At 50.2% G+C, this 20,006-nt stretch carries 20 protein-coding genes (1 of these 20 only partly in view); 1 reads left to right on the top strand and 19 read right to left on the bottom strand.

Features of this window, described 5'->3' with window-relative positions; translation table 11 throughout:
• Positions 1-189 carry the 3' end of a TetR/AcrR family transcriptional regulator gene (locus L6442_RS32095; protein ID WP_212980897.1) on the top strand. 417 nt of this gene lie to the left of the window's left edge, so the window shows 189 of its 606 coding nt (coding positions 418-606); its start codon lies beyond the left edge, outside the window; it ends in the stop codon at positions 187-189.
• A 213-nt stretch (positions 190-402) separates the two neighbouring features.
• Here the strand turns inward: L6442_RS32095 and lysS are convergent, their stop codons facing one another.
• The 19 genes from lysS to hpt all read right to left on the bottom strand — a co-directional run bounded on the left by lysS (position 403) and on the right by hpt (position 19,968).
• Positions 403-1,920, bottom strand: coding sequence for a lysine--tRNA ligase (lysS, locus tag L6442_RS32100; RefSeq protein WP_212980898.1), 1,518 nt, complete (start codon positions 1,918-1,920; stop codon positions 403-405).
• 246 nt (positions 1,921-2,166) lie between these two features.
• Positions 2,167-2,643: a transcription elongation factor GreA gene (gene greA / locus L6442_RS32105; protein ID WP_194234397.1), complete on the bottom strand. Its 477-nt coding sequence runs from the start codon at positions 2,641-2,643 to the stop codon at positions 2,167-2,169.
• Between the two features lie 229 nt (positions 2,644-2,872).
• The gene (gene dusB / locus L6442_RS32110; protein WP_212980899.1) at positions 2,873-3,886 is read right to left on the bottom strand and encodes a tRNA dihydrouridine synthase DusB; all 1,014 of its coding nucleotides are present in this window, start codon (positions 3,884-3,886) and stop codon (positions 2,873-2,875) included.
• An 83-nt stretch (positions 3,887-3,969) separates the two neighbouring features.
• On the bottom strand, positions 3,970-4,173 hold the full coding sequence (locus L6442_RS32115; RefSeq protein ID WP_194234399.1) for a helix-turn-helix domain-containing protein: 204 nt from the start codon (positions 4,171-4,173) through the stop codon (positions 3,970-3,972).
• Positions 4,125-4,673: a 2-amino-4-hydroxy-6-hydroxymethyldihydropteridine diphosphokinase gene (gene folK, locus L6442_RS32120; RefSeq protein WP_212980900.1), complete on the bottom strand. Its 549-nt coding sequence runs from the start codon at positions 4,671-4,673 to the stop codon at positions 4,125-4,127. Before folK ends, L6442_RS32115 begins: the two co-directional genes overlap by 49 nt.
• 9 nt (positions 4,674-4,682) lie before the next feature.
• Positions 4,683-5,045, bottom strand: a complete 363-nt coding sequence (gene folB, locus L6442_RS32125; protein ID WP_212980901.1) for a dihydroneopterin aldolase — start codon at positions 5,043-5,045, stop codon at positions 4,683-4,685.
• 51 nt (positions 5,046-5,096) lie between these two features.
• Positions 5,097-5,960 (bottom strand): dihydropteroate synthase, encoded by an 864-nt coding sequence (gene folP, locus L6442_RS32130; protein ID WP_212980902.1) that lies wholly within the window; start codon positions 5,958-5,960, stop codon positions 5,097-5,099.
• Entirely contained in the window at positions 5,941-6,849 is a 909-nt protein-coding gene (locus L6442_RS32135; RefSeq protein ID WP_212980903.1) for an aminotransferase class IV, read from the bottom strand. The genes folP and L6442_RS32135 overlap by 20 nt, the downstream gene beginning before the upstream one ends.
• On the bottom strand, positions 6,846-7,427 hold the full coding sequence (pabA, locus tag L6442_RS32140) for an aminodeoxychorismate/anthranilate synthase component II (RefSeq protein ID WP_212980904.1): 582 nt from the start codon (positions 7,425-7,427) through the stop codon (positions 6,846-6,848). The genes L6442_RS32135 and pabA overlap by 4 nt, the downstream gene beginning before the upstream one ends.
• Positions 7,424-9,025, bottom strand: a complete 1,602-nt coding sequence (locus L6442_RS32145) for an anthranilate synthase component I family protein (RefSeq protein ID WP_237100148.1) — start codon at positions 9,023-9,025, stop codon at positions 7,424-7,426. The genes pabA and L6442_RS32145 overlap by 4 nt, the downstream gene beginning before the upstream one ends.
• A 302-nt stretch (positions 9,026-9,327) precedes the next feature.
• Positions 9,328-10,266 carry a cysteine synthase A gene (cysK, locus tag L6442_RS32150; protein WP_212980905.1) on the bottom strand — a complete coding sequence of 313 codons (939 nt, stop codon included), beginning with the start codon at positions 10,264-10,266 and terminating at the stop codon, positions 9,328-9,330.
• Between the two features lie 282 nt (positions 10,267-10,548).
• A complete protein-coding gene (locus L6442_RS32155) occupies positions 10,549-11,496 on the bottom strand; it encodes a peptidyl-prolyl cis-trans isomerase (protein ID WP_212980906.1) in 948 nt (315 codons plus the stop codon).
• A 12-nt stretch (positions 11,497-11,508) separates the two neighbouring features.
• Entirely contained in the window at positions 11,509-12,393 is an 885-nt protein-coding gene (gene hslO, locus L6442_RS32160) for an Hsp33 family molecular chaperone HslO (RefSeq protein WP_212980907.1), read from the bottom strand.
• A gap of 116 nt (positions 12,394-12,509) precedes the next feature.
• Positions 12,510-13,277: a type III pantothenate kinase gene (locus L6442_RS32165; RefSeq protein ID WP_212980908.1), complete on the bottom strand. Its 768-nt coding sequence runs from the start codon at positions 13,275-13,277 to the stop codon at positions 12,510-12,512.
• A 17-nt stretch (positions 13,278-13,294) separates the two neighbouring features.
• A complete protein-coding gene (gene nadC, locus L6442_RS32170) occupies positions 13,295-14,155 on the bottom strand; it encodes a carboxylating nicotinate-nucleotide diphosphorylase (RefSeq protein ID WP_212980909.1) in 861 nt (286 codons plus the stop codon).
• On the bottom strand, positions 14,145-15,761 hold the full coding sequence (locus L6442_RS32175) for an L-aspartate oxidase (protein ID WP_212980910.1): 1,617 nt from the start codon (positions 15,759-15,761) through the stop codon (positions 14,145-14,147). The genes nadC and L6442_RS32175 overlap by 11 nt, the downstream gene beginning before the upstream one ends.
• Before the next feature lie 138 nt (positions 15,762-15,899).
• Positions 15,900-16,838 (bottom strand): quinolinate synthase NadA, encoded by a 939-nt coding sequence (gene nadA, locus L6442_RS32180; RefSeq protein WP_194234410.1) that lies wholly within the window; start codon positions 16,836-16,838, stop codon positions 15,900-15,902.
• 401 nt (positions 16,839-17,239) lie between these two features.
• Positions 17,240-19,312 carry an ATP-dependent zinc metalloprotease FtsH gene (gene ftsH, locus L6442_RS32185; RefSeq protein ID WP_212980911.1) on the bottom strand — a complete coding sequence of 691 codons (2,073 nt, stop codon included), beginning with the start codon at positions 19,310-19,312 and terminating at the stop codon, positions 17,240-17,242.
• A 116-nt stretch (positions 19,313-19,428) separates the two neighbouring features.
• On the bottom strand, positions 19,429-19,968 hold the full coding sequence (gene hpt, locus L6442_RS32190; RefSeq protein ID WP_194234412.1) for a hypoxanthine phosphoribosyltransferase: 540 nt from the start codon (positions 19,966-19,968) through the stop codon (positions 19,429-19,431).
• Positions 19,969-20,006 lie beyond the last annotated feature (38 nt).

A 20,006-nucleotide genomic window follows, 5' to 3' on the forward strand; every position in this document is an offset into this window, starting at 1 on the left:
GAATTAACGGCCATAGGCATGGCTCTACCGGATCTGGACATTGAGCTTGAAATCGAACGCTTCTATGCCCTGATTGACGGCCTGGCCATCCATGCCATCCTCAGACCGGAGATTGTGACGGCGGACATGATGCGAAGAGCCGTGCACAGGCATCTTATGTCCCTCTGCCGGCCGCCATCCGGTTCATAAATAACCCCACAAAGAGTAACGGAAGAAGTCCGACGCCTCTCACAGAGGGGCGCTCTTGCGAGCAAAAGTACTGAGTGACGTGTAGACTTTGAAGCTTATTCCAATTACTTTGTAGGGCCCCAAAAGCTTAAAAAAAAGGAACAAACGTGAGGTATCACGCTGTTCCTTTTTTTATCCGGCCATTGTTGTTCCGGATCGTATTTCCATTAAAAATTACTCCTGCGTACGATTTCTCATATGAGGGAAAAGCAGCACGTCACGGATCGATGGAGAATTGGTCAGCAGCATGACCAGACGGTCTACGCCGATACCCAGTCCGCCTGTAGGCGGCATGCCGTATTCAAGCGCGTTCAAGAAGTCTTCATCCATTTCATGCGCTTCGTCGTTGCCCTGTTCACGTTCTTTAAGCTGAGCTTCGAAACGTTGACGCTGATCGATCGGATCATTCAGCTCGCTGAATGCATTCGCATGCTCGCGCGCCACGATAAACAGTTCAAATCGATCCGTAAAGCGTGGATCCTCCTCGTTTTTCTTCGCCAGCGGCGAAATCTCGACCGGATGTCCGGTAACGAATGTCGGCTGAATCAACGTTTCCTCTACAAATTCCTCGAAGAATGCATTCAGGATATGGCCAAAGGTCATGTGCGGCTCAACTTTGACGTTATGTTCCTTGGCAAGGCGATGCGCCTCTTCATCGGTCATTTGCACGCCGAAATCAACGCCCTTGACTTCCTTAACCGCATCGACCATGGACACGCGCCGCCAGCCTGGAGCCAAATTCACTTCATGTCCTTGATAGTCGATCAATTGGGTGCCAAGCACTTCCTGAGCAATATGGGCGATCATGTTTTCGGTTAAGTTCATGATATCCTTGTAATCCGCATAAGCTTCATACAGCTCGATCATCGTGAACTCCGGATTATGGCGCGTGGAAATCCCTTCGTTGCGATAAACCCGTCCAATTTCATATACCTTTTCCAGACCGCCGACAATGAGGCGTTTCAAGTGAAGTTCGATGGCAATACGCATGTAAAGCTCCATGTCGAGCGCATTATGATGCGTAATAAACGGTTTGGCAGCAGCACCGCCCGCGATGGCATGCAGGGTTGGCGTCTCAACTTCCAGATAACCGTGCGAATCCAGGTAACGGCGCATCGATTGGATGATACGGGAACGCGTGATAAACGTCTGCTGAACTTCAGGATTGATGATGAGATCCACGTAGCGCTGACGGTAACGCAGCTCCACGTCCTTCAGGCCATGGTATTTATCCGGCAGTGGGTAGAGGGACTTGGAAAGAACCTCAACCTCGCTTGCTTTGATTGTGGTTTCTCCTGTTTTGGTTTTGAACATCGTACCGACGACACCAACGATATCTCCGAGATCAAGCAGGCGGAACGCTTCAAAAGCTGTTTCTGAAACGGAATCTTGGCGGACGTAAATTTGAATCTTGCCGCTAAGATCCTGAATATGGGCGAAAATAGCTTTACCCATGCCGCGTTTAGCCATAATTCTGCCTGCAACACGTACTTCGGCATGCTGCTCGTCCAATTCTTCTTTGGTCATCCCGTCATATTTTGCGAGCAAATCGCCGGCATGATGCGTCCGGTTGTATTTTTTTCCGAATGGATCGATCCCCATGTTGCGGAGCTCGTCCAATTTACCGCGGCGGATTTGCAGCATCTCGCTAAGTTCAGTTTCTTGTTCGTGGTTGTTTACTTCTTCCGACATTTCAAATTGTCACTCCTTCTATCTCACTGCCTGTCCGTCAAACGAATACAGTGGTCTGCTTATAAATGAACCTGTACCTGGCTCAAGGTGAATCCAAGAAGAAACGCCTACAGCGTCCTTTCAAGGGCGGTAAGCGATTCTGCAAAAAATATAAGATCAGAGTACGCGCAGCTTATACTTTCTTATATTTTGAAAAAAAGCTTCCTAAAGGAAGCTCTTTCTAACAATCCTAAAGCAATGCGGATCTTACTTCTTGATATCAATGATTTTGTATTGAATCACGCCCGCAGGAACGTTGACATCCACTACAGTACCCTTTTGCTTGCCAAGAATCGCTTTGCCAACAGGGCTTTCATTGGAAATTTTATTGTTGAGCGGATCAGATTCGGCCGTACCCACAATGGTGTATTCCATCGTGTCGCCGTATTCCAAATCCTTAACGATAACGGTAGCACCAATGCCGACAATATCGGTATTGATCTCATCGTTATTGATGATGCGCGCATTGCGGAGCATTTTTTCCAGGGTAATGATGCGTCCCTCAATAAAAGCCTGCTCGTTTTTGGCATCTTCATATTCCGAGTTTTCGCTGATATCCCCGTAGCCGATGGCCACTTTGATCCGTTCCGCAACCTCACGGCGCTTAACTGATTTCAGGTTCTCGAGTTCGTCTTCCAGCTTTTTAAGTCCGTCCTGTGTCAGAATGACTTCTTTATCGCTCATCTCAACCGATTCTCCTGTCATGTAAATAAATTTAAAACTACCGTAATTATAGAATGAACTACCCTTTTAACTTTAGATCAATCTATATTTATGCAAAGTTTGAAGGATCAGAACATCCCTCTGCTGTTTAAAGGATAAGTCGAATTTATACTGAAAAATTATATGGTAAGCATTTCAAAATGTCAATCGAATGCATCAAGTCTAAACTTTGACATTTTGACTTTACGTTTTATTGGGAAACAGCAGCTTCCTCTACCGGGCGTTCCTCACGGTCTTTAAGGCTGGCCACGAAATTTTCCAGAATTTTAACCATTTCATCCCGTTTGGTTTCTTCCATAATCTCATCCTTAATACGGGCTGATCCTTTCAGACCTTTCAAATACCATGCCAAATGCTTGCGCATCTCACGCACGGCCACCGCTTCGCCTCTAAGGGCAACGAGACGGTCCATATGCAAAATCGCAATGCGGATTTTCTCTTCAGCGGTTGGCTCCGGCAAAAGCTCGCCGGTTCTCAAATATTCGATCGTGCGATACAGCATCCACGGATTTCCGAGCGCTCCGCGGCCGATCATAACTCCGTCGACTCCGGTTTGATCCAGCATCCGCCGCGCATCTTCCGGCGTAACGACATCGCCGTTTCCGATTACAGGGATCGAGACGGACTCTTTTACCTGCTTTATAATATTCCAATCGGCATGACCGGTATACAATTGCTCCCGTGTGCGGCCGTGAACGCTGACAGCTTTGCCTCCGGCACGTTCGACAGCCTGAGCGTTCTCGATTGCGTAAATATGATCATGGTCCCAACCGATGCGCATTTTGACTGTTACCGGTTTGTCTACGGCATCTACGACAGCGGCTACCATCTCATAGATTTTGTTTGGATCGAGCAGCCAGCGTGCGCCCGCGTCGATTTTGGTGACTTTTGGCGCCGGGCAACCCATGTTGATATCAATAATATCGGCATTGGTATGCTTATCCACGACCTTCGCCGCTTCTACAAGCGAATCGCGGTCGCCGCCAAAAATCTGCAGGCTGAGCGGCTTTTCCCTTTCATCGACAAACAGCATTTCCTGCGTACGCTGATTGCCGTGTATGATCGCTTTGCCGCTGACCATCTCAGCGCAAACCAATCCGGTTCCGAACTCTTTGGCGATCAGCCGGAAAGCCGGATTGCATACCCCCGCCATTGGAGCCAGAACGACCTGGTTTTTCATTTCAATATCGCCAATTTTCAGCATATGGTCATTCGCTCCTTTCTATCATTTTTGTTCTTGCTTCATGATAAACCACAAAGCTTCGTTTCAAACTATATATGCAACATTTATTGATGGATAAGTTCCTGAATCGATACGTCCAAAAACTCAGCAATTTTCGTCAATGTCTGCTCATCAGCGCGCCGGTTTCCCCGCTCAATGGCCCCCAGTACCGCCAGTGAAATGCCGCACCCGGCTGCCAGTTCCTGCTGCGTAAATCCCTTTAGCTTCCGGAAGGCGCGGATACGCTGTGCCAGTTGCAAGTTTTCCAAAGCTGCAAACCTTCCTTTCCATCCAGTCTGTCCATTGCCGCCCGTATTTCTGTCCGCAGTCCGGACGTTTCATCCATAGGAACGATGTCCGTAAGCGGAACAAGCACAAATAAACGCTCCTGCATACGGGGATGGGGCAAAGTCAACTCCTCCGTGTTCTCCCGTAGCCCCTCCATCCATATCAAATCCAAATCGACAGTCCTTGGGCCCCAGCGGACATGGCGGACTCTTCCGAGGTCCTTTTCGATTTGCTGCATAACATGCAGGAGCACGTATGGATCGGGACCGGTACGCACGCGTACAGCCATGTTAAGAAAGAGAGGCTGGTCCACATATCCGACAGGTTCGGTTTCATAAATGTTGGAGCACTCAATCACGGTGACGCCCGGAGTTTCGTCAAGGCGGCGAATCGCCTCCAGCAGCGTATCCTCACGGTCACCCAAATTGGCCCCTAAAGCAATATAAGCCTCTGATGACTCAGAGGTGGAATGTGCGTTCATAGATGATCCTCACTTTCTTGTTCTGTGAAGTTCCACAGTGACGCCCTGAAAGTGGATGTCAAAGGGAGGGTGAGGTTTGGTCACTTTAACCGTTAAAGCATCGATACTAGTATAAGTGTCCAGTAACAAGGATGCAATACGTTCAGCCAAGGCTTCAATCAGGCGAAAAGACTCGGTTTCAACGACTTTTTTCACGTTTTCATGCACTTCGGCATAATTTACCGTTTGACTTAAGTCGTCTTTTTGGCCGGCTGCACGTAAATCAAGCTCAAGCTCCAGATCAATATAAAAGCGTTGACCCAGCTTACGTTCCTCTTCAAAAACGCCATGATATCCGTAATATTCCATGTGGTGCAGTTTCATTTTATCCATCACTCGTCAGTCCTCCACTTCATTTCGGGATTGAAATCCCATCATCCTCGGCTAGAGACGTACCCGCGTAAGATCCGTCGAACCATAAAGCATTGCATCGCACATCGTAACCGTCCGCTTGATCTGCTTCACATCATGGACCCGCACCATTTGGCAGCCTTGGGCAATGCCGAAAGCGACAGTCGCTGCCGTTCCTTCAATAATGTCGTCTACCGGCAGATCGAGTGTTGTACGTATAAACTTCTTGCGCGAAGTTGCGAGCAGCACCGGATAACCGATAGCTACCAGCCGGTCAAGCTGTGTCATAATTTGCAGATTTTCCGGACCGTTTTTGGCAAAACCGACGCCTGGATCCAAAATAATCTGTTTGCCGTTCACGCCCGCTTTCAGCGCCAATTCGACACTTTCCTTCAGATCCTGCACGACGTCAGCGGCAAAATCGCCATAGTTCATATCTTTCCTGTTATGCATCAAAATAATCGGACAGCCGAGTTCGGCTGCAGCTTTCAGCATATCCGGATCTTTTTTGCCTCCCCAAATATCGTTCATGATATGGGCTCCAGCCTGAATGGCTTGCCGGGCTACCTCAGCCTTATAGGTATCTATGGATATCGGGATATGCGGAGCCTCGCGGTGAAGAGCCTCGATAACCGGGATTACGCGGCGCAGCTCTTCTTCGGCAGATATAGGCACATACCCCGGACGCGTGGATTCGCCGCCGATATCGATCAAGTCCGCCCCTTCCTGGACCATCTGCAGCGCATGGCGCACCGCTTGTTCAGGATCCACATATCGGCCTCCATCGGAAAAAGAGTCGGGTGTGACATTCAAAATACCCATGATTTTGGTGGATGCTCCTAGCTCAAGCACCGCTTGTCCCATGGTATAAGTTCGTTCATAAATGGTCGTTTTCATGATAACCTCCCGTTCGCCTCCGGTACAGCGACAGCAGCCGGTTTGTGACTGCGCCGCAGCGTCCGCCGCTGATTAACGTTTCTGCACCTGCGCCATCGATTAGTCTCGTAACCGGAACAAGCTCCTGAATGGAGGTTGTCAAAAAGATTTCATCCGCCCGCTTCAAATCCTCCCACGTATAAAAACCTTCTTCGCAGCTTATTCCTTCTGACGATGCCAGCTCCAGAACTATGCCGCGCGTGATGCCTGGCAGCAGGGCGCAAGCTGTATCCGGTGTATAAAGTTGATTATTTTTCACGAAAAAAAGATTGCTGACGATTCCTTCCGAAAGATAGCCGTCCGAATTCAGCATCAAGCCTTCGGCATGTAAGCTTACAGCTTCAGGGTAGGAAGAAAGCTCTCTTTTTGCCAAAATGTTGTTCATATAATGAAGCGACTTCAGGCGCGTGGCCCCTTCCGGCGAATTGCGGCGGATGGTAAGCAGCCGCAGTGCTTTCCCCTGGGAGTACAGCTGATCCGACGCCTCCGGCAGAGGTTTGGCCATCAGCACCGTATTGGGATGGTTGTACATCCCTGTAGGCAGGCCCAATATATCCTCCCCTGCGCTGACAGTATAGCGGATGTACGCTTCCTTTAGTCCGTTCGCTTCCATAAGTTCGCGTATCCACTGCCGCATCTGCCGGGAATCAGGCAAATTGCTAGTTCCGATCCCCAGTGTTTCGCAGCCCTGAGCCAACCGGTCCAGATGCCTTTCAAGCAAAAACGGCTCGCCGAGATAGGTCCGAAATGTTTCAAACAAGCCCATGCCGTATAAAAAGCCGTGATCCATAACGGAAACCACGGCTGCTTGAGCATCGGTACATTGACCGTTCAGCAGAATCCATTTCATACGCCTGTAGCTGCCTTCCGCTTCAGGAAGTTACGGAGCATCTGATGACCGTAATCAGTAATGATCGACTCAGGATGGAACTGGACGCCCTCAATAGGATATTCCTTGTGGCGCAGCCCCATGATCTCGCCTTCTTCCGTTTCTGCCGTAATTTCCAGGCAATCAGGCAATGTACTGCGCTCTACCAGCAAAGAATGGTACCGCGTCGCTGTAAACGGAGACGGCAACCCCTCGAAAACGGATGTGCCCTGATGAATAATCGGCGAGGTTTTGCCATGCATCAGACGCTCCGCGCGTACAACCTTGCCGCCAAATGCCGCTCCGATCGCCTGATGTCCGAGGCAAACCCCGAAAATCGGGATTTTTCCTTTAAACTGCTCGATTGCCTTCAGGCTGATTCCCGCCTCATTCGGAGTACAAGGCCCTGGCGAGATCAGAATATGATCCGGCGCAAGCTCTTCAATCCCCCGAATATCAATTTCATCATTGCGGAATACCTTGACATCTTCCCCCAGCTCTCCAAGATATTGGACCAGGTTATACGTAAAAGAATCATAATTGTCAATCACCAGAATCATACTCTCATCCCCTTTTCCCGCCGCTTCATGCCCGCGGCCGCTTCCTGTTCGCTTAACAGTACGGCCTTGACGACAGCTTTGGCTTTATTGTAACACTCGCGATATTCGCGATATGGCTCGGAATCGATTACAATCCCCGCGCCGGTCTGAATCATGCCGATTCCATCCACAGCAACCAGCGTTCTTATGATAATATTTAATTCCAAATTTCCATTATAGTCAATCCAGCCCATCGAGCCTGTATACGGCCCCCGTCTTACGGGTTCCAGCTCTTCGATGATCTCCATCGTGCGCACTTTGGGCGCCCCGGTAATCGTCCCGCCCGGAAAGAGGGCGGCAATCACATCATATGCGTCTTTGTCTTGAGCCAGCTTTCCCTCTACCTGGGAAACCAAATGCATGACATGGGAATAATGTTCGACCGTCATCAGCTCCGGAACCCTAACCGTGCCGTATGCCGCCACTTTGCCGATATCATTACGCTCAAGGTCCACAAGCATGACATGCTCTGCACGCTCCTTTTCGCTGCCAAACAGTTCCTCCGCCATCTCCCGGTCCTCTTCAAAGGTATGCCCGCGGCGGCGGGTTCCGGCAATCGGACGGGCGCAAATCTGCTCTCCCTGCCGTTTGACCAGCAGTTCAGGGGAGGCGCTCGCCAGATAAAAATCCGGAGAACGAAGAAGCCCCATATATGGCGATGGATTCAAAATCCGCAGCCATTCATAGACCCGCTCCGGTTCCGAACGCAGCTCCTGTTCCTGCCGAAGCGACAGATTGACCTGAAATACGTCGCCTTGGCGGATATAATCCTGAACGTCTTCAACCGCCCGCTCGAAGTCCGCCTGCGGAAAGGCGCTCCGCATGCCCGGCCACTGTCCTGAATCAAGCTCGGGCTGTGCTACCTGCATGAGCTTGTCACGCTCAAGCCGCTCTTCCCCAAGCGCTTCTCCCGCTTGATCGGTAAACCCGCGCCACCGATTCAGCATCGACTGGGCAATAACCCGGGCTTCATCGTATAGGCGCTCCAGTTCTTCATTGGCTGCTACCCGCTGATGGACAACGCAATACAGCTTGCCGGCGGCATGATCATAGATCCATATCTGTTCAAACCGCATCCATAAATAGTCGGGAATTTCGGGATCGTCTTGCGCCTGCTCAGGCAGCCGCTCCAGAGAACGGACCACGTCGTATCCCAGGAAGCCGACGCAGCCGCCAAGAAATGGGGGCAAATCGGCAAGCATCTCCTCCCGATCCTCGGACGCTGGCGCCCGGAATGGCTCCATCCACCGCTTGATGATCTCCAGCGGTGCTCCCGACTCACGAGTGTGCCCTTCATGCAATCCGGTAATCACCGCTGCGTTTCCCTTTCCCTTCACAATTGAAACGGGATCAAGTCCCAGGTAAGTATAACGTCCATCCTTGCCGCTTTCGAGGACAAAGGAATGGGGGGACGCCTGCCGCCAGGCATATGACCAGGAAACGGGAAGGCCGGAGCCTTCTGCCGAAATATCCGTTTCAATGACATATGGCAGAATGGTAAACCCCCGGTCCACCCATCCCTTCCATTGTTCTAACCTAAATATGCCGTCCCCTTTCAATTCCCATCTCTCCTTCAGCAAGCTTTCTATTGGTTGTCAGTATACTTTGTCCGCTGCCCTTTTGAAAAGACCCTACGCCCGGTTTTTTGCAAAAAACAGACCTGAAGCTGCACAAAACTTCTTCTGACGTATATTCAAAGCAGACAGACAGCGGTAGGAAGTAATTTTTTCAGCGAATATAAAATTGTTCGGCTCAGCTTAAAACTTATAATTCTATAATCACAAAAAAACCTGCCGCGTAAAAAACAGCAGCAGGGGCGAGAACTCTAAAAGATTGCAGCCACTTCCGAAAAGCCGGAATATTAGCTTTCAAAATTGTACAGCGGCGTGCTCAGGTAACGTTCCCCATTGCTTGGAATGATGGCAACAACGCGTTTGCCCTTTCCAAGCTCTTTGGCTACTTTCAATGCGGCATATACCGCTGCGCCTGAGGAGATGCCAGCCAGAACGCCTTCTTCCTTCGCGACGCGGCGCGCCGTTTCAAAGGCTTCATCGTTTTCCACATGGATAATTTCATCATAAATGTCACGGTTCAGAATTTCAGGGATAAAATTGGCGCCGAGACCCTGGATTTTGTGAGGGCCTGGTTTGCCACCGGACAAAATCGGCGATGCTGCGGGCTCTACCGCTACGATTTTGATATCCGGGAAGTTATTTTTCAGCACTTCACCCGCACCCGAGATCGTTCCACCCGTACCAATCCCGGCTACGAATGCATCCAAAGTACCGCCGATGGATTCAATCGCTTCCACGATTTCAGGACCTGTCGTTTCGCGGTGGATTTTAACGTTCGCCGGGTTTTTAAACTGTTCGGCCATGAAAAAACCAGGATTATCGTTTACGATTTCTTCAGCCTTTTTAACCGCGCCGTTCATTCCTTCCGCTCCCGGCGTCAACACCAGTTCGGCCCCATAAGCACGAAGCAGGTTGCGGCGCTCCAAGCTCATGGTTTCCGGCATGACGATAACCGCTTTATATCCTTTGGCTGCTGCCACCATGGCAAGGCCGATCCCCGTGTTGCCGCTTGTCGCTTCAACGATCGTGCCCCCAGGTTTCAAGGCTCCGCTCTTCTCCGCTTCCTCTACAATGCTGATTGCGATCCGGTCCTTTACGCTGGAACCCGGGTTTTGGTATTCCAATTTGAGATAGATTTCCGCGCTGTCTTCCGGAACCAGGCGGTTCAAACGAACAAGCGGGGTGCTTCCGATCAGTTCAGTAACATTATTAACGACTTTAGCCATGGAATAAATCCTCCCTTAGAACTGTAGTATTTCATCATTTGTTATATACCGATTCAGCATGTGCATCTGGCTGTTAAATAGATTTTTATATCCGAGTAATTAAGTAGGTATTTAATATCTTTATCTTATCAACCTTCCATGCGGATGTCAATATGAACACCCGTGACAACATCCCAAACTATGGAATTTTGGCAAAAAACAAACCCTGCTTGATGGAAACCATTCCATGTAGCAAGGGTTTGCAACAACCATCTTATTTGATCCTCTTCAAGAAACTCATTCTTAGAGGTTTGTTTTCTCGATCAGCTTTGCGCCATACTTTTCCCTCAGAGCAGCCTCCAGATCGGTTAGTGGAACAGCTTCATTAAGAGCAAGCTGCTTGCGCACGCTGGCGCGAATTTCTGCGCGGCCCGGCTGCCTGTCCTTCTCAATATTGATCACCTGTATGACTGCATAACCATCATCCTTAAGCCGAATCGGACCGGCAATATCGCCTGCTTCCAGCCCTTTGGCCGCAGCCAACAGCTCCTCCGGAACAAACGGATCGTCTTCCTCGATCAGCCCAAGCTTACCTCCCTGCATTCGGGTGTATTCGTCAAGGGACAGCTCTTCGGCCAGTTTGCCGAAATCTACTCCCTGCTCAAGTCGGTCAAGCGTTTTATTGGCTTCCTTGCGGGTTTTGAGCTTAATCCAAGCCAACTCGTATTTCTTTTTGGGCTCAAGCTCCTCCTTATGCTGATCGATATAACGATCCACTTCCTCGTCGCTGATACGGATATTAACTATAGCGATCTTCTCAAGCGTCAATTGATACGCGGCCTCTGTCTTGATATCCTCGGAGGTGAGACCCAACTGCGCAAACATCGCTTGATAATAGGCCTCCTCTGACTCGTATCCTGCGGCGTCCGCCTTGATTTTGTCCTCTATTTCCTCCGGCGCAACCCGGATCCGGAGCGCTTTCGCCTCCGCTTCAACCGCTTTCTGATTCAGCAGCTGCACAAGCACTTTTTGGCCGTGCGTCCGTTTCATTTCCTCGACCCATTCGTCTTCGGTTACGACCTGTCCGTTAAAGGTGGCTACCGCTTCGCGGCCCCCCTGCTTTTCTTCCGGCTCATGCTCGTTTACTGCAGGTTGTAACCCGCGAATGACGATCAGGCTCCCCATCAGCAATACGCCCGCCGCCAAGATGATGACTGCGGCCCAAAGCGTTCTCACCTGTCTGGTCATCATTCTGTCCCACGCTTATTGGCTTGCTATTTCTAAAATTTGCTGCAGCTCATCTTTATTAAAACTGTAGGCTTCATTACAAAAATGACATACCACTTCCGCTTTGCCATCTTCCTCAATGAGCTGTTCAAGTTCGCTTTTTCCAAGGCTCACCAGAGTTTGCTCCACCCGTTCACGCGAGCACTGGCACTTAAATCCGATCTCCATTTGCTCAAGAATTTCCACATCCGGCAAAAGCCACCGCAGCATTTCCTCAAGCTCCAGCCCTTGATCCATAAGCGCCGTTACGGGCGGCATCGCGCCTACAGCCTGTTCGATTACCGTGATTTCCTCATCGCTAAGCCCCGGCAAAAGCTGTACGACAAATCCGCCTGCTACGATAACGGAGTTATCCGGAGCAACGAGCACCCCAAGTCCGACTGCGGACGGCGTTTGTTCCGATGCGGCGAAATAATAAGTAAAGTCCTCACCCAATTCACCGGAGATGATCGGCACGCTGCCGCGATACGGTTCTTTGAGACCCAAATCCTTGATCACATGCAAAAAACCCTCTCGTCCTACCGCCCCGGCCACATCAAGCTTGCCTTGGCTGTTGCTCGGCAGATGGATATGGGGCTCGCTTACATAACCTCTTACTTCTCCATGTGCATTCGCGTCAACAACGATTTGGCCGATCGGCCCGTTGCCCTGAACCTGAATGGTCAGCTTCTCTTCTCCTTTGAGCATGGCACCCATCATGGCGCCGGCGGTCAAAGTACGCCCCAGAGCCGCGGTTGCGGTCGGCCAAGTGTCATGCCTTTGGCGCAGCTCCTCCACGAGCCCGGTTGTTCTAACTGCGAAGGCCCGTACGCGTCCGCTCATTGCAGTGCCTCGAATAAGGCAGTCTTGTTTTTGTTCCATGCGTATCTTAGCCTCCTTTATTTTATTGTACCGAATTTTACGTGGTATTGGGCGTCATAATAGATATTTTCTCTAGGATTCCCAAATGTTAGCCGGCTCAACTCCAAATTAACAAATCAGTTGTTCCGCTCATAAATAATTCGCAGACCCTCCAAGGTCAGCAGAGGATTCACCTTATCAATGGTTTCCGATTCGCCCGCCATCAGCTCCGCCATTCCTCCGGTGGCGATCACCTTCACCAGAGGGGTTTGCATCTCTTGTTTCATCCGTTTGACAATGCCATCCACCTGACCGGCATATCCATATATAATTCCGGACTGCATCGCGTGAACCGTGTTCCGTCCGATTACTCTTTTCGGTTTCTCCAGTTCGATACGCGGAAGTTTCGACGCCCGCTGAACCAAAGCCTCGGTCGCTATGCCAATGCCCGGTACGATGGCCCCGCCAAGATAGTTCCCTTTTTCATCGATGCAGTCAAAGGTGGTCGCCGTGCCGAAATCAACCACGATCACCGGACCTTTGTACAATTCCACTGCCGCCACTGCATTTACGATGCGGTCCGCACCTACCTCACGCGGATTTTCATACCGGAGATTCAATCCTGTTTTGATGCCCGGGCCGACCATAAGCGGATCCTTATGGATATATTTGCGGCACATCTCCTCAATCGTATGAATCATCGGCGGCACGACGGAAGATATGATGATACCACGGATATTTGAAACGGGAATCCCTGCCATGTGGAGCAAATTATGAAACCACACACCGTACTCGTCGGACGTGGACTGGCCAATCGTGCTGAGACGAAAATGGTGCAGAAGTTCGCGCCCTTTGTAAATGCCGAGCACAATGTTGGTATTCCCGATGTCGATGACAAGGATCATGGGGATGGATTCCTCCTTTACTTTACAGCGTTGAGATCAAGGCTGATATCAAGACTCTCAAAGGAATAGGTTAACCGCCCCACGGATATCACGTCAACCCCACATTCGGCAATTCCTTTAATGGTTTGCAGCGAAACATTGCCAGAAGCCTCGACGCGAACATGGGGGGCTTTGGTTTTGATCCGTCTGACCGCTTCCTTCATCAACGCTTGATCCATATTGTCCAACATGATAATGTCGGCTCCGGCTTTCAGCGCCTCTTCAACCTGCTCCAAAGATTCCGTCTCCACTTCAATGGTCATGGTATGCGGAATGTGGGCCCGGGCCCGCTCGACGGCTCTGCGGATTCCACCTGCTGCCTTGATATGGTTGTCCTTGATCATAACAGCGTCATAAAGCCCGAAACGATGATTCGCGCCGCCGCCAACCCGAACGGCATATTTCTCAAGCATCCGGTGCCCGGGGGTCGTTTTGCGCGTATCTACAAGCTTGGCAGGCAATCCCTCCAGCGCATCCACGAATATGCGCGTCCGGGTGGCAATGCCTGAGAGCCGCTGCAGTATATTAAGTGCGATCCGCTCCCCTGTCAAAATATGATGCGTGCTTCCTTCAACAACAGCGAGCACCGTACCCTTGCTCACATGTTCTCCGTCCTTTACATGAGCCGTGAAAGACAAGGAAGGGTCCACCACCTGAAACACCAGCTCCGCAACGGGAATGCCCGCCACGATGCCGTCTTCTTTGGCATGGATAATTCCTTTCGACTCATGTCCTGCCGGAACGGTCGTCATGGTCGTGACATCCCCGGACCCAACGTCTTCCTTCAGCCATAAGCGAATGGATTCCACTAGACCTTCATTATATCCATTAAACATCATCACTGAATTCCTCCATGATTTCATCTTCGCGATGCAAAAGCAAATGCTTGCGCCACACCGCATCATTTTTATGAGGATAATCCTCCCTGTAATGCGCGCCCCGGCTCTCCTTGCGTTCCATGGCGGCATGGGTAATCAACAGACAGCTGGTCAGCATATTTGCAAATTCAAATTCTTCCTTGCGGGTGAGCTCGGCATCGAATATCGGAAGCTGGCGCTTTAGCTCGTCCATTCCCTTATGAAGCAGCGTCTCGTTGCGCCGCAATCCGACATATCTAACCATCACTTTCTGCAGCTTAAGCCGCCGTTCGATCACCGCTTGTTTTGGGGCGCCGGATCGCTGTTCAAGCTCATGGATCATGCTTAACTCTCCGGTAAGCGGGGCAAGCTCCTTGATCCGGTTGACGATCCGTCTGCCGAATACGATCGCCTCAGACAGCGAGTTGCTCGCCAGGCGGTTAGCCCCATGCACCCCCGTTGACGAGACTTCGCCGCAGGCAAAGAGGCGGGCCACACTGCTCTCCCCGTTCAAATCCGTTTTGACTCCACCCATCATATAATGCGCAGCCGGGGCCACCGGAATCCAATCCGTTGCCATATCCAGACCGTAATTCATGCAGGTTTCGTATATGGTCGGAAAACGGTGCTTAATGACATCCTCCGATTCATGCGTAATATCCAGATATACAAAAGTGGACTTTGTTTCTTCCATTTCGCTTACGATAGCCCGGGCCACGATATCGCGTGGAGCAAGCTCAAGCAGTTCATGATATTTGGCCATAAAGCGCTCGCCCTTGATGTTCCTGAGGACCGCCCCTTCCCCCCGGACAGCCTCCGAAATCAAAAAGCGAGGGGCACCCGGATAACAAAGCGCCGTCGGATGGAATTGAATGAATTCCATATCGCGGATAAGCGCCCCGGCCCGGTAGGCAATGGCGATTCCATCCGCTGTCGCCACATCCGGATTCGTCGTATAACGGAACAGCTGTCCCGCCCCTCCGGTACAGAGAATCGTTGCAGCAGCCTGAATATACACTCTCTGTCCGTCAGGACGCTGCACGAGAGCTCCAAGGCATTCATTATTGACACTAATGACATCAATGACATAATGATGCTCCCATACCTCTACGCGCTCATGAACCCGTACCTGGGCCGCAAGCGCCCGCACGATTTCAAATCCGGTCGCATCCCCGTTGGCGTGCAGAATGCGACGCCGGCTGTGGGCTCCTTCCTGGGTCAGGGCAAGTTCTCCGTTCTCCACATCAAACGAAGTGCCCAGCCGAATCAGTTCCTGCACCCCTTCAGGCCCCTCGTTGACAAGCACATCTACAGCTGCCGACGAACATAGGCCTGCTCCGGCCATCAGCGTATCATCGCGGTGATAGGCCGGTGAATCATCCTCCGCCGTGACGGCGGCGATACCGCCTTGGGCGTAACGGGTGTTGCTTTCCAGAAGCGCATTTTTCGTGATCATGATCACATTGCGGTCTTTACCAGTCTCAATTGCCGTATATAGGCCTGCAATTCCGGAGCCAATAACGATCACGTCCGTCTTCACGCATGGCAGGGATTGCAGATCAAAATCAACCAAATATTGAGGAATCATAAATCGGTCACCTGTCTTAAAAGAAAGAGTAGCGTATGCTGGCGGATCAAAAAAATGTTTGCTCTAATTAGCAAGAAAAATGCCCACTGTTACGCTATTCTGGGCATCTAATGGGTCTATTATTTTCTTGATCGCGCCTTACTGAACTTGTAACATGCGCTCTAAGGAGATTCGGGCTTGATCCGCAACAACCGGCGGCACATATATTTGCGGCTTCATCGTTTCGAGACACTTTACCAATTTTTTGAGATTATTCACTTTCATATTTGGACATACCAGAAACTTCGTTGCGAAACGGAACGTCTTATGCGGGCTGTCCAGGCGAAGCTGGTATCCGGTTCCGTCTTCCGTACCCACAATAAATTCCTGGCAGTCGGATTTTTTGCAGTAGTCGATAATGGCGGTGGTACTGCCTACGAAATCCCCCATCGCAACAACCTCAGGGCGGCATTCCGGATGCACGACAAACTGGGCGTTAGGATGTTTCGCTTTCATCTCCACAACATCCTTCACCGTCAACATATCATGCGTGTTGCAGTATCCTTCCCAAATGATCATTTTCTTGTCGGTATGCTGCTGTACATAATGACCCAGGTTTTTGTCAGGCACCCAAATAATCTCCTCGCAGTCCAGCGATTGAATGACCTTAACCGCATTGGAGGAAGTGCAGCAAATATCCGTCTCCGCTTTCACATCGGCGGAAGAATTGATATAGGTCACAACCTTGGCGTTTGGATGCTGAGCCTTCAGCTTGCGCAGCCCATCCACATTGACCATATCGGCCATCGGGCAGCCGGCGCGCTCGTCGGGAATCAATACCGTTTTGTTCGGAGCCAAAATCTTGGCACTTTCGCCCATGAAATGCACGCCGCAAAATACAATTGTGTCCGCATCGGTTTGCGCTGCTTTCTGGGCAAGCAAAAAAGAATCCCCCCGAAAATCGGCAACCTCTTGAATTTCGTCCCTTTGATAATAATGGGCTAGAATGATTGCGTTTCTTTCCTTTTTGAGCTTTAACAGCTTTTCGGTCAGTTCCCGTTTTTGTTCCTCTTTGTGCTGAAGCGCAAGAGCCTCCACCAGAGATCCACTCCTTTAGTGATGTCGTCATAAGATTAATATGATTGTGAATTTTCTCTCAAAGTTGGGTGTTCAAGCTTTGAGGGCTTTTCAGTTACCAATTAATGTACACAAGGTTTCATGGACTGTCAATTGGGCGGCAAGTTCAAAACCGGACGGCTTGTTTCACAAAAAAATCCCTTTGCATCGCATGTTTCATGTATACCTTCACATAAAAAAGCTTGTTTTGAAAAATAAAAAAAATTTATAAAGCGGCGAACGATGTGTTTCCCGCAGAATGAAAAACATTTTCTAACTGGTATTTATTAGAAATTCCGCATTGCTCTTTTGGACTTAAAGCACAAAAAAACCCGAAAGACGATTGCCGTCGTCCTTCGGGTTATTCATTCTTGTGATGCGGTTTACAATTTTGTTCCAGGTCCGCCTTTACCTGTATCCGGTTCATCCGCTGGCGGATTTGTCGGATCGTTCGGAATGTCCGAAGGGCTCTCCGGTACATCATTCGGAATTTCATTCACCGGTAAATCGGATGCATCCTCTTTGCCTTGAATGCGGACACGCACATCGCCAACAGTGTCGATAATCGGCGCCCCGTTTTCCGAAGAACCATCGTTTCCTTCTTCACGCGGTCCATCTTCCGAAAGGTAACCTTGCTCGATCAGTTCCTTGATTTGTTCAAGCTCAAGCGTTTCCTTCTCAAGCAACGTATTTGCAATAAGGTGAACCTCTTTGGAATGCTTAATCAGCAGATCTTTACAACGCTGATAACATTCGTTGGTCATGCGCTGCATTTCCTGATCGATTTCATAGGCGATGGAATCACTGTAGTTCTGTTCATGTCCGAGATCACGGCCCAGGAACACCTGGCCTTGGGACGAACCGAACTGCAGCGGTCCAAGCTTCTCACTCATACCGTATTCCATAATCATGCTGCGAACAATGCCTGTCGCTTGCTGGAAGTCGCTGTATGCGCCTGTTCCGATTTCCCCGATAAAGAGTTCTTCGGATACGCGGCCGCCCAGAAGGCCTGTTACTTTATCCAATAGCTCTTGCTTCGTTACGAGCATACGGTCTTCCTTCGGCATCATGATGACGTATCCGCCGGCACGGCCACGAGGAATGATCGTAACCTTGTGAACCATATCGGCATTTTCCAGGAAGTAGCCGACAATGGTGTGACCGGCTTCGTGGTAAGCGACAATCCGTTTCTCGCGGTCGCTGATCACGCGACTGCGTTTCTCCGTACCGACAATGACGCGGTCGATCGCTTCATCAACCTCGCGCATGGAGATATCCTTCCGGTTGCGGCGTGCCGCAAGCAGGGCCGCCTCGTTCATCAGGTTCTCCAGTTCGGCGCCCGTAAATCCTGTGGTACGTTTCGCCACAACATCCAGCTTGACGTCTTTAGTCAGCGGTTTGTTGCGTGCATGGACCTTCAGGACCGCTTCGCGTCCTTTCACATCTGGACGGTCTACCGTAATTTGACGGTCAAAACGTCCCGGACGCAAAAGGGCAGGGTCGAGAATATCCGCACGGTTCGTTGCCGCAACAATGATAATACCTTCATTGCCGCCGAAACCGTCCATCTCTACGAGCAATTGGTTCAGCGTTTGTTCGCGTTCGTCATGGCCACCGCCAAGTCCGGCGCCGCGCTGACGGCCAACCGCATCGATTTCATCAATAAAGATAATACATGGCGCGTTTTTCTTCGCGTTCTCAAACAAGTCGCGGACACGGGATGCGCCGACACCCACGAACATTTCGACAAAGTCAGAACCGGAAATGCTGAAGAAAGGAACGCCGGCTTCGCCAGCCACCGCACGGGCGAGGAGCGTTTTACCGGTTCCCGGAGGACCTACGAGCAGCACCCCTTTAGGAATGCGCGCGCCAACAGCGGCAAACTTCCGCGGATCCTTAAGGAACTCCACGACCTCGACAAGCTCCTGTTTCTCTTCGTCGGCTCCGGCTACATCCTCAAATGTAACCCTCTTCTTCTCTTCATTATATAAACGGGCGCGGCTTTTGCCGAAGTTCATGACTTTGCCTCCGCCGCCCTGCGCCTGATTGAACAGGAAAAAGAAGAGAATGAACATGATAACCAATGGAATCATGGAAGAAAGCAGCGTCAGCCAAATGCTTTCGCCTTCCATTTTCTTTTGGGTATATTTCATGCCGGTTTTGTCACTGGCGTCCACCAGTTCCTGAATCGCGGCATCTGTAGCCGGAATATAGGTCGAAAAGCTGTCGGATTTAACATTGTCCGGTTTTTGATTATATTTACCGGTTACGAGATAGGCGTAACCGTCAAATTGAACCGTTATATCCTTAACATTTCCAGCCTTGATCTCTTGCCGAAATTCATCGTATCTAGGATTGTGAGCAGATTCACCGCTGTTGCTTACAAACTGGACAATGCCCACCACAACTAAAAAAAGAATCAAATAAAAACCAGAATTCCGGATGAACCGATTCATCCCCTACCTCCTCTCAAAACACTTAAATTATTTTACCATAGCCTGTCTGACCATCTCAACAGAGGTGGTATTCGCATGAACCGTAAGTAACACGTCCATGGGCTGGAGTATCACCATTAGTGGGAATAGACTTCCGGTTTCAAGATCCCGATGTAGGGCAAGTTCCGGTAATGTTCGGCGTAATCTAAACCATATCCGACGACGAAAGCGTCAGGCAGAGTGAAGCCGGTGTAATCCGCTTCCAGATCTACCGTACGGCGTGCCGGTTTGTCAAACAGGGTGACTACGCACGTCGATTTGGCATTGCGGCTCTTCAGAAGCTCAATCAAATGGCTAAGCGTAAGACCGCTGTCGATAATGTCTTCGACGATCAGGACATCACGTCCTTCTACAGGCACATCCAAATCCTTAATAATTTTGACGACGCCCGAGGATTGGGTTGATGCACCATAACTCGATACAGCCATAAAATCGAGCTCAAGAGGTACTGTCATATTTTTAACCAAATCGGCCATGAAAATAAACGCACCTTTCAGCACGCAAATCACCAAAGGATTGCGGTCTTCATAAATCTTGCTGAGCTCGGCTCCAAGCTCTTTAATCTTCTTCTGAATTTCTTCTTCGCTGATAAGTATTTCCTGAATATCGTTTTGCAACTGAGCGAACCTCCTACGTTTATACTATGAAAGTCTTA

Source organism: Paenibacillus azoreducens, assembly GCF_021654775.1.
GTDB classification, from domain to species: Bacteria; Bacillota; Bacilli; order Paenibacillales; family Paenibacillaceae; genus Paenibacillus_AQ; species Paenibacillus_AQ azoreducens.

Bases quoted from the DNA above. Each gene is read 5' to 3' on its own strand.
- L6442_RS32175 (WP_212980910.1), bottom strand. From the start codon at position 15,761: ATGATTCCTCAATATTTGGTTGATTTTGATCTGCAATCCCTGCCATGC.
- L6442_RS32165 (WP_212980908.1), bottom strand. From the start codon at position 13,277: ATGATCCTTGTCATCGACATCGGGAATACCAACATTGTGCTCGGCATT.
- folK (WP_212980900.1), bottom strand. From the start codon at position 4,673: ATGAACGCACATTCCACCTCTGAGTCATCAGAGGCTTATATTGCTTTA.
- lysS (WP_212980898.1), bottom strand. From the start codon at position 1,920: ATGTCGGAAGAAGTAAACAACCACGAACAAGAAACTGAACTTAGCGAG.
- folP (WP_212980902.1), bottom strand. From the start codon at position 5,960: ATGAAAACGACCATTTATGAACGAACTTATACCATGGGACAAGCGGTG.
- folB (WP_212980901.1), bottom strand. From the start codon at position 5,045: ATGGATAAAATGAAACTGCACCACATGGAATATTACGGATATCATGGC.
- greA (WP_194234397.1), bottom strand. From the start codon at position 2,643: ATGAGCGATAAAGAAGTCATTCTGACACAGGACGGACTTAAAAAGCTG.
- L6442_RS32155 (WP_212980906.1), bottom strand. From the start codon at position 11,496: ATGATGACCAGACAGGTGAGAACGCTTTGGGCCGCAGTCATCATCTTG.
- L6442_RS32135 (WP_212980903.1), bottom strand. From the start codon at position 6,849: ATGAAATGGATTCTGCTGAACGGTCAATGTACCGATGCTCAAGCAGCC.
- ftsH (WP_212980911.1), bottom strand. From the start codon at position 19,312: ATGAATCGGTTCATCCGGAATTCTGGTTTTTATTTGATTCTTTTTTTA.
- nadC (WP_212980909.1), bottom strand. From the start codon at position 14,155: ATGATGTTTAATGGATATAATGAAGGTCTAGTGGAATCCATTCGCTTA.
- hslO (WP_212980907.1), bottom strand. From the start codon at position 12,393: ATGGAACAAAAACAAGACTGCCTTATTCGAGGCACTGCAATGAGCGGA.
- pabA (WP_212980904.1), bottom strand. From the start codon at position 7,427: ATGATTCTGGTGATTGACAATTATGATTCTTTTACGTATAACCTGGTC.
- dusB (WP_212980899.1), bottom strand. From the start codon at position 3,886: ATGCTGAAAATTGGCGATATTGAAATGAAAAACCAGGTCGTTCTGGCT.
- cysK (WP_212980905.1), bottom strand. From the start codon at position 10,266: ATGGCTAAAGTCGTTAATAATGTTACTGAACTGATCGGAAGCACCCCG.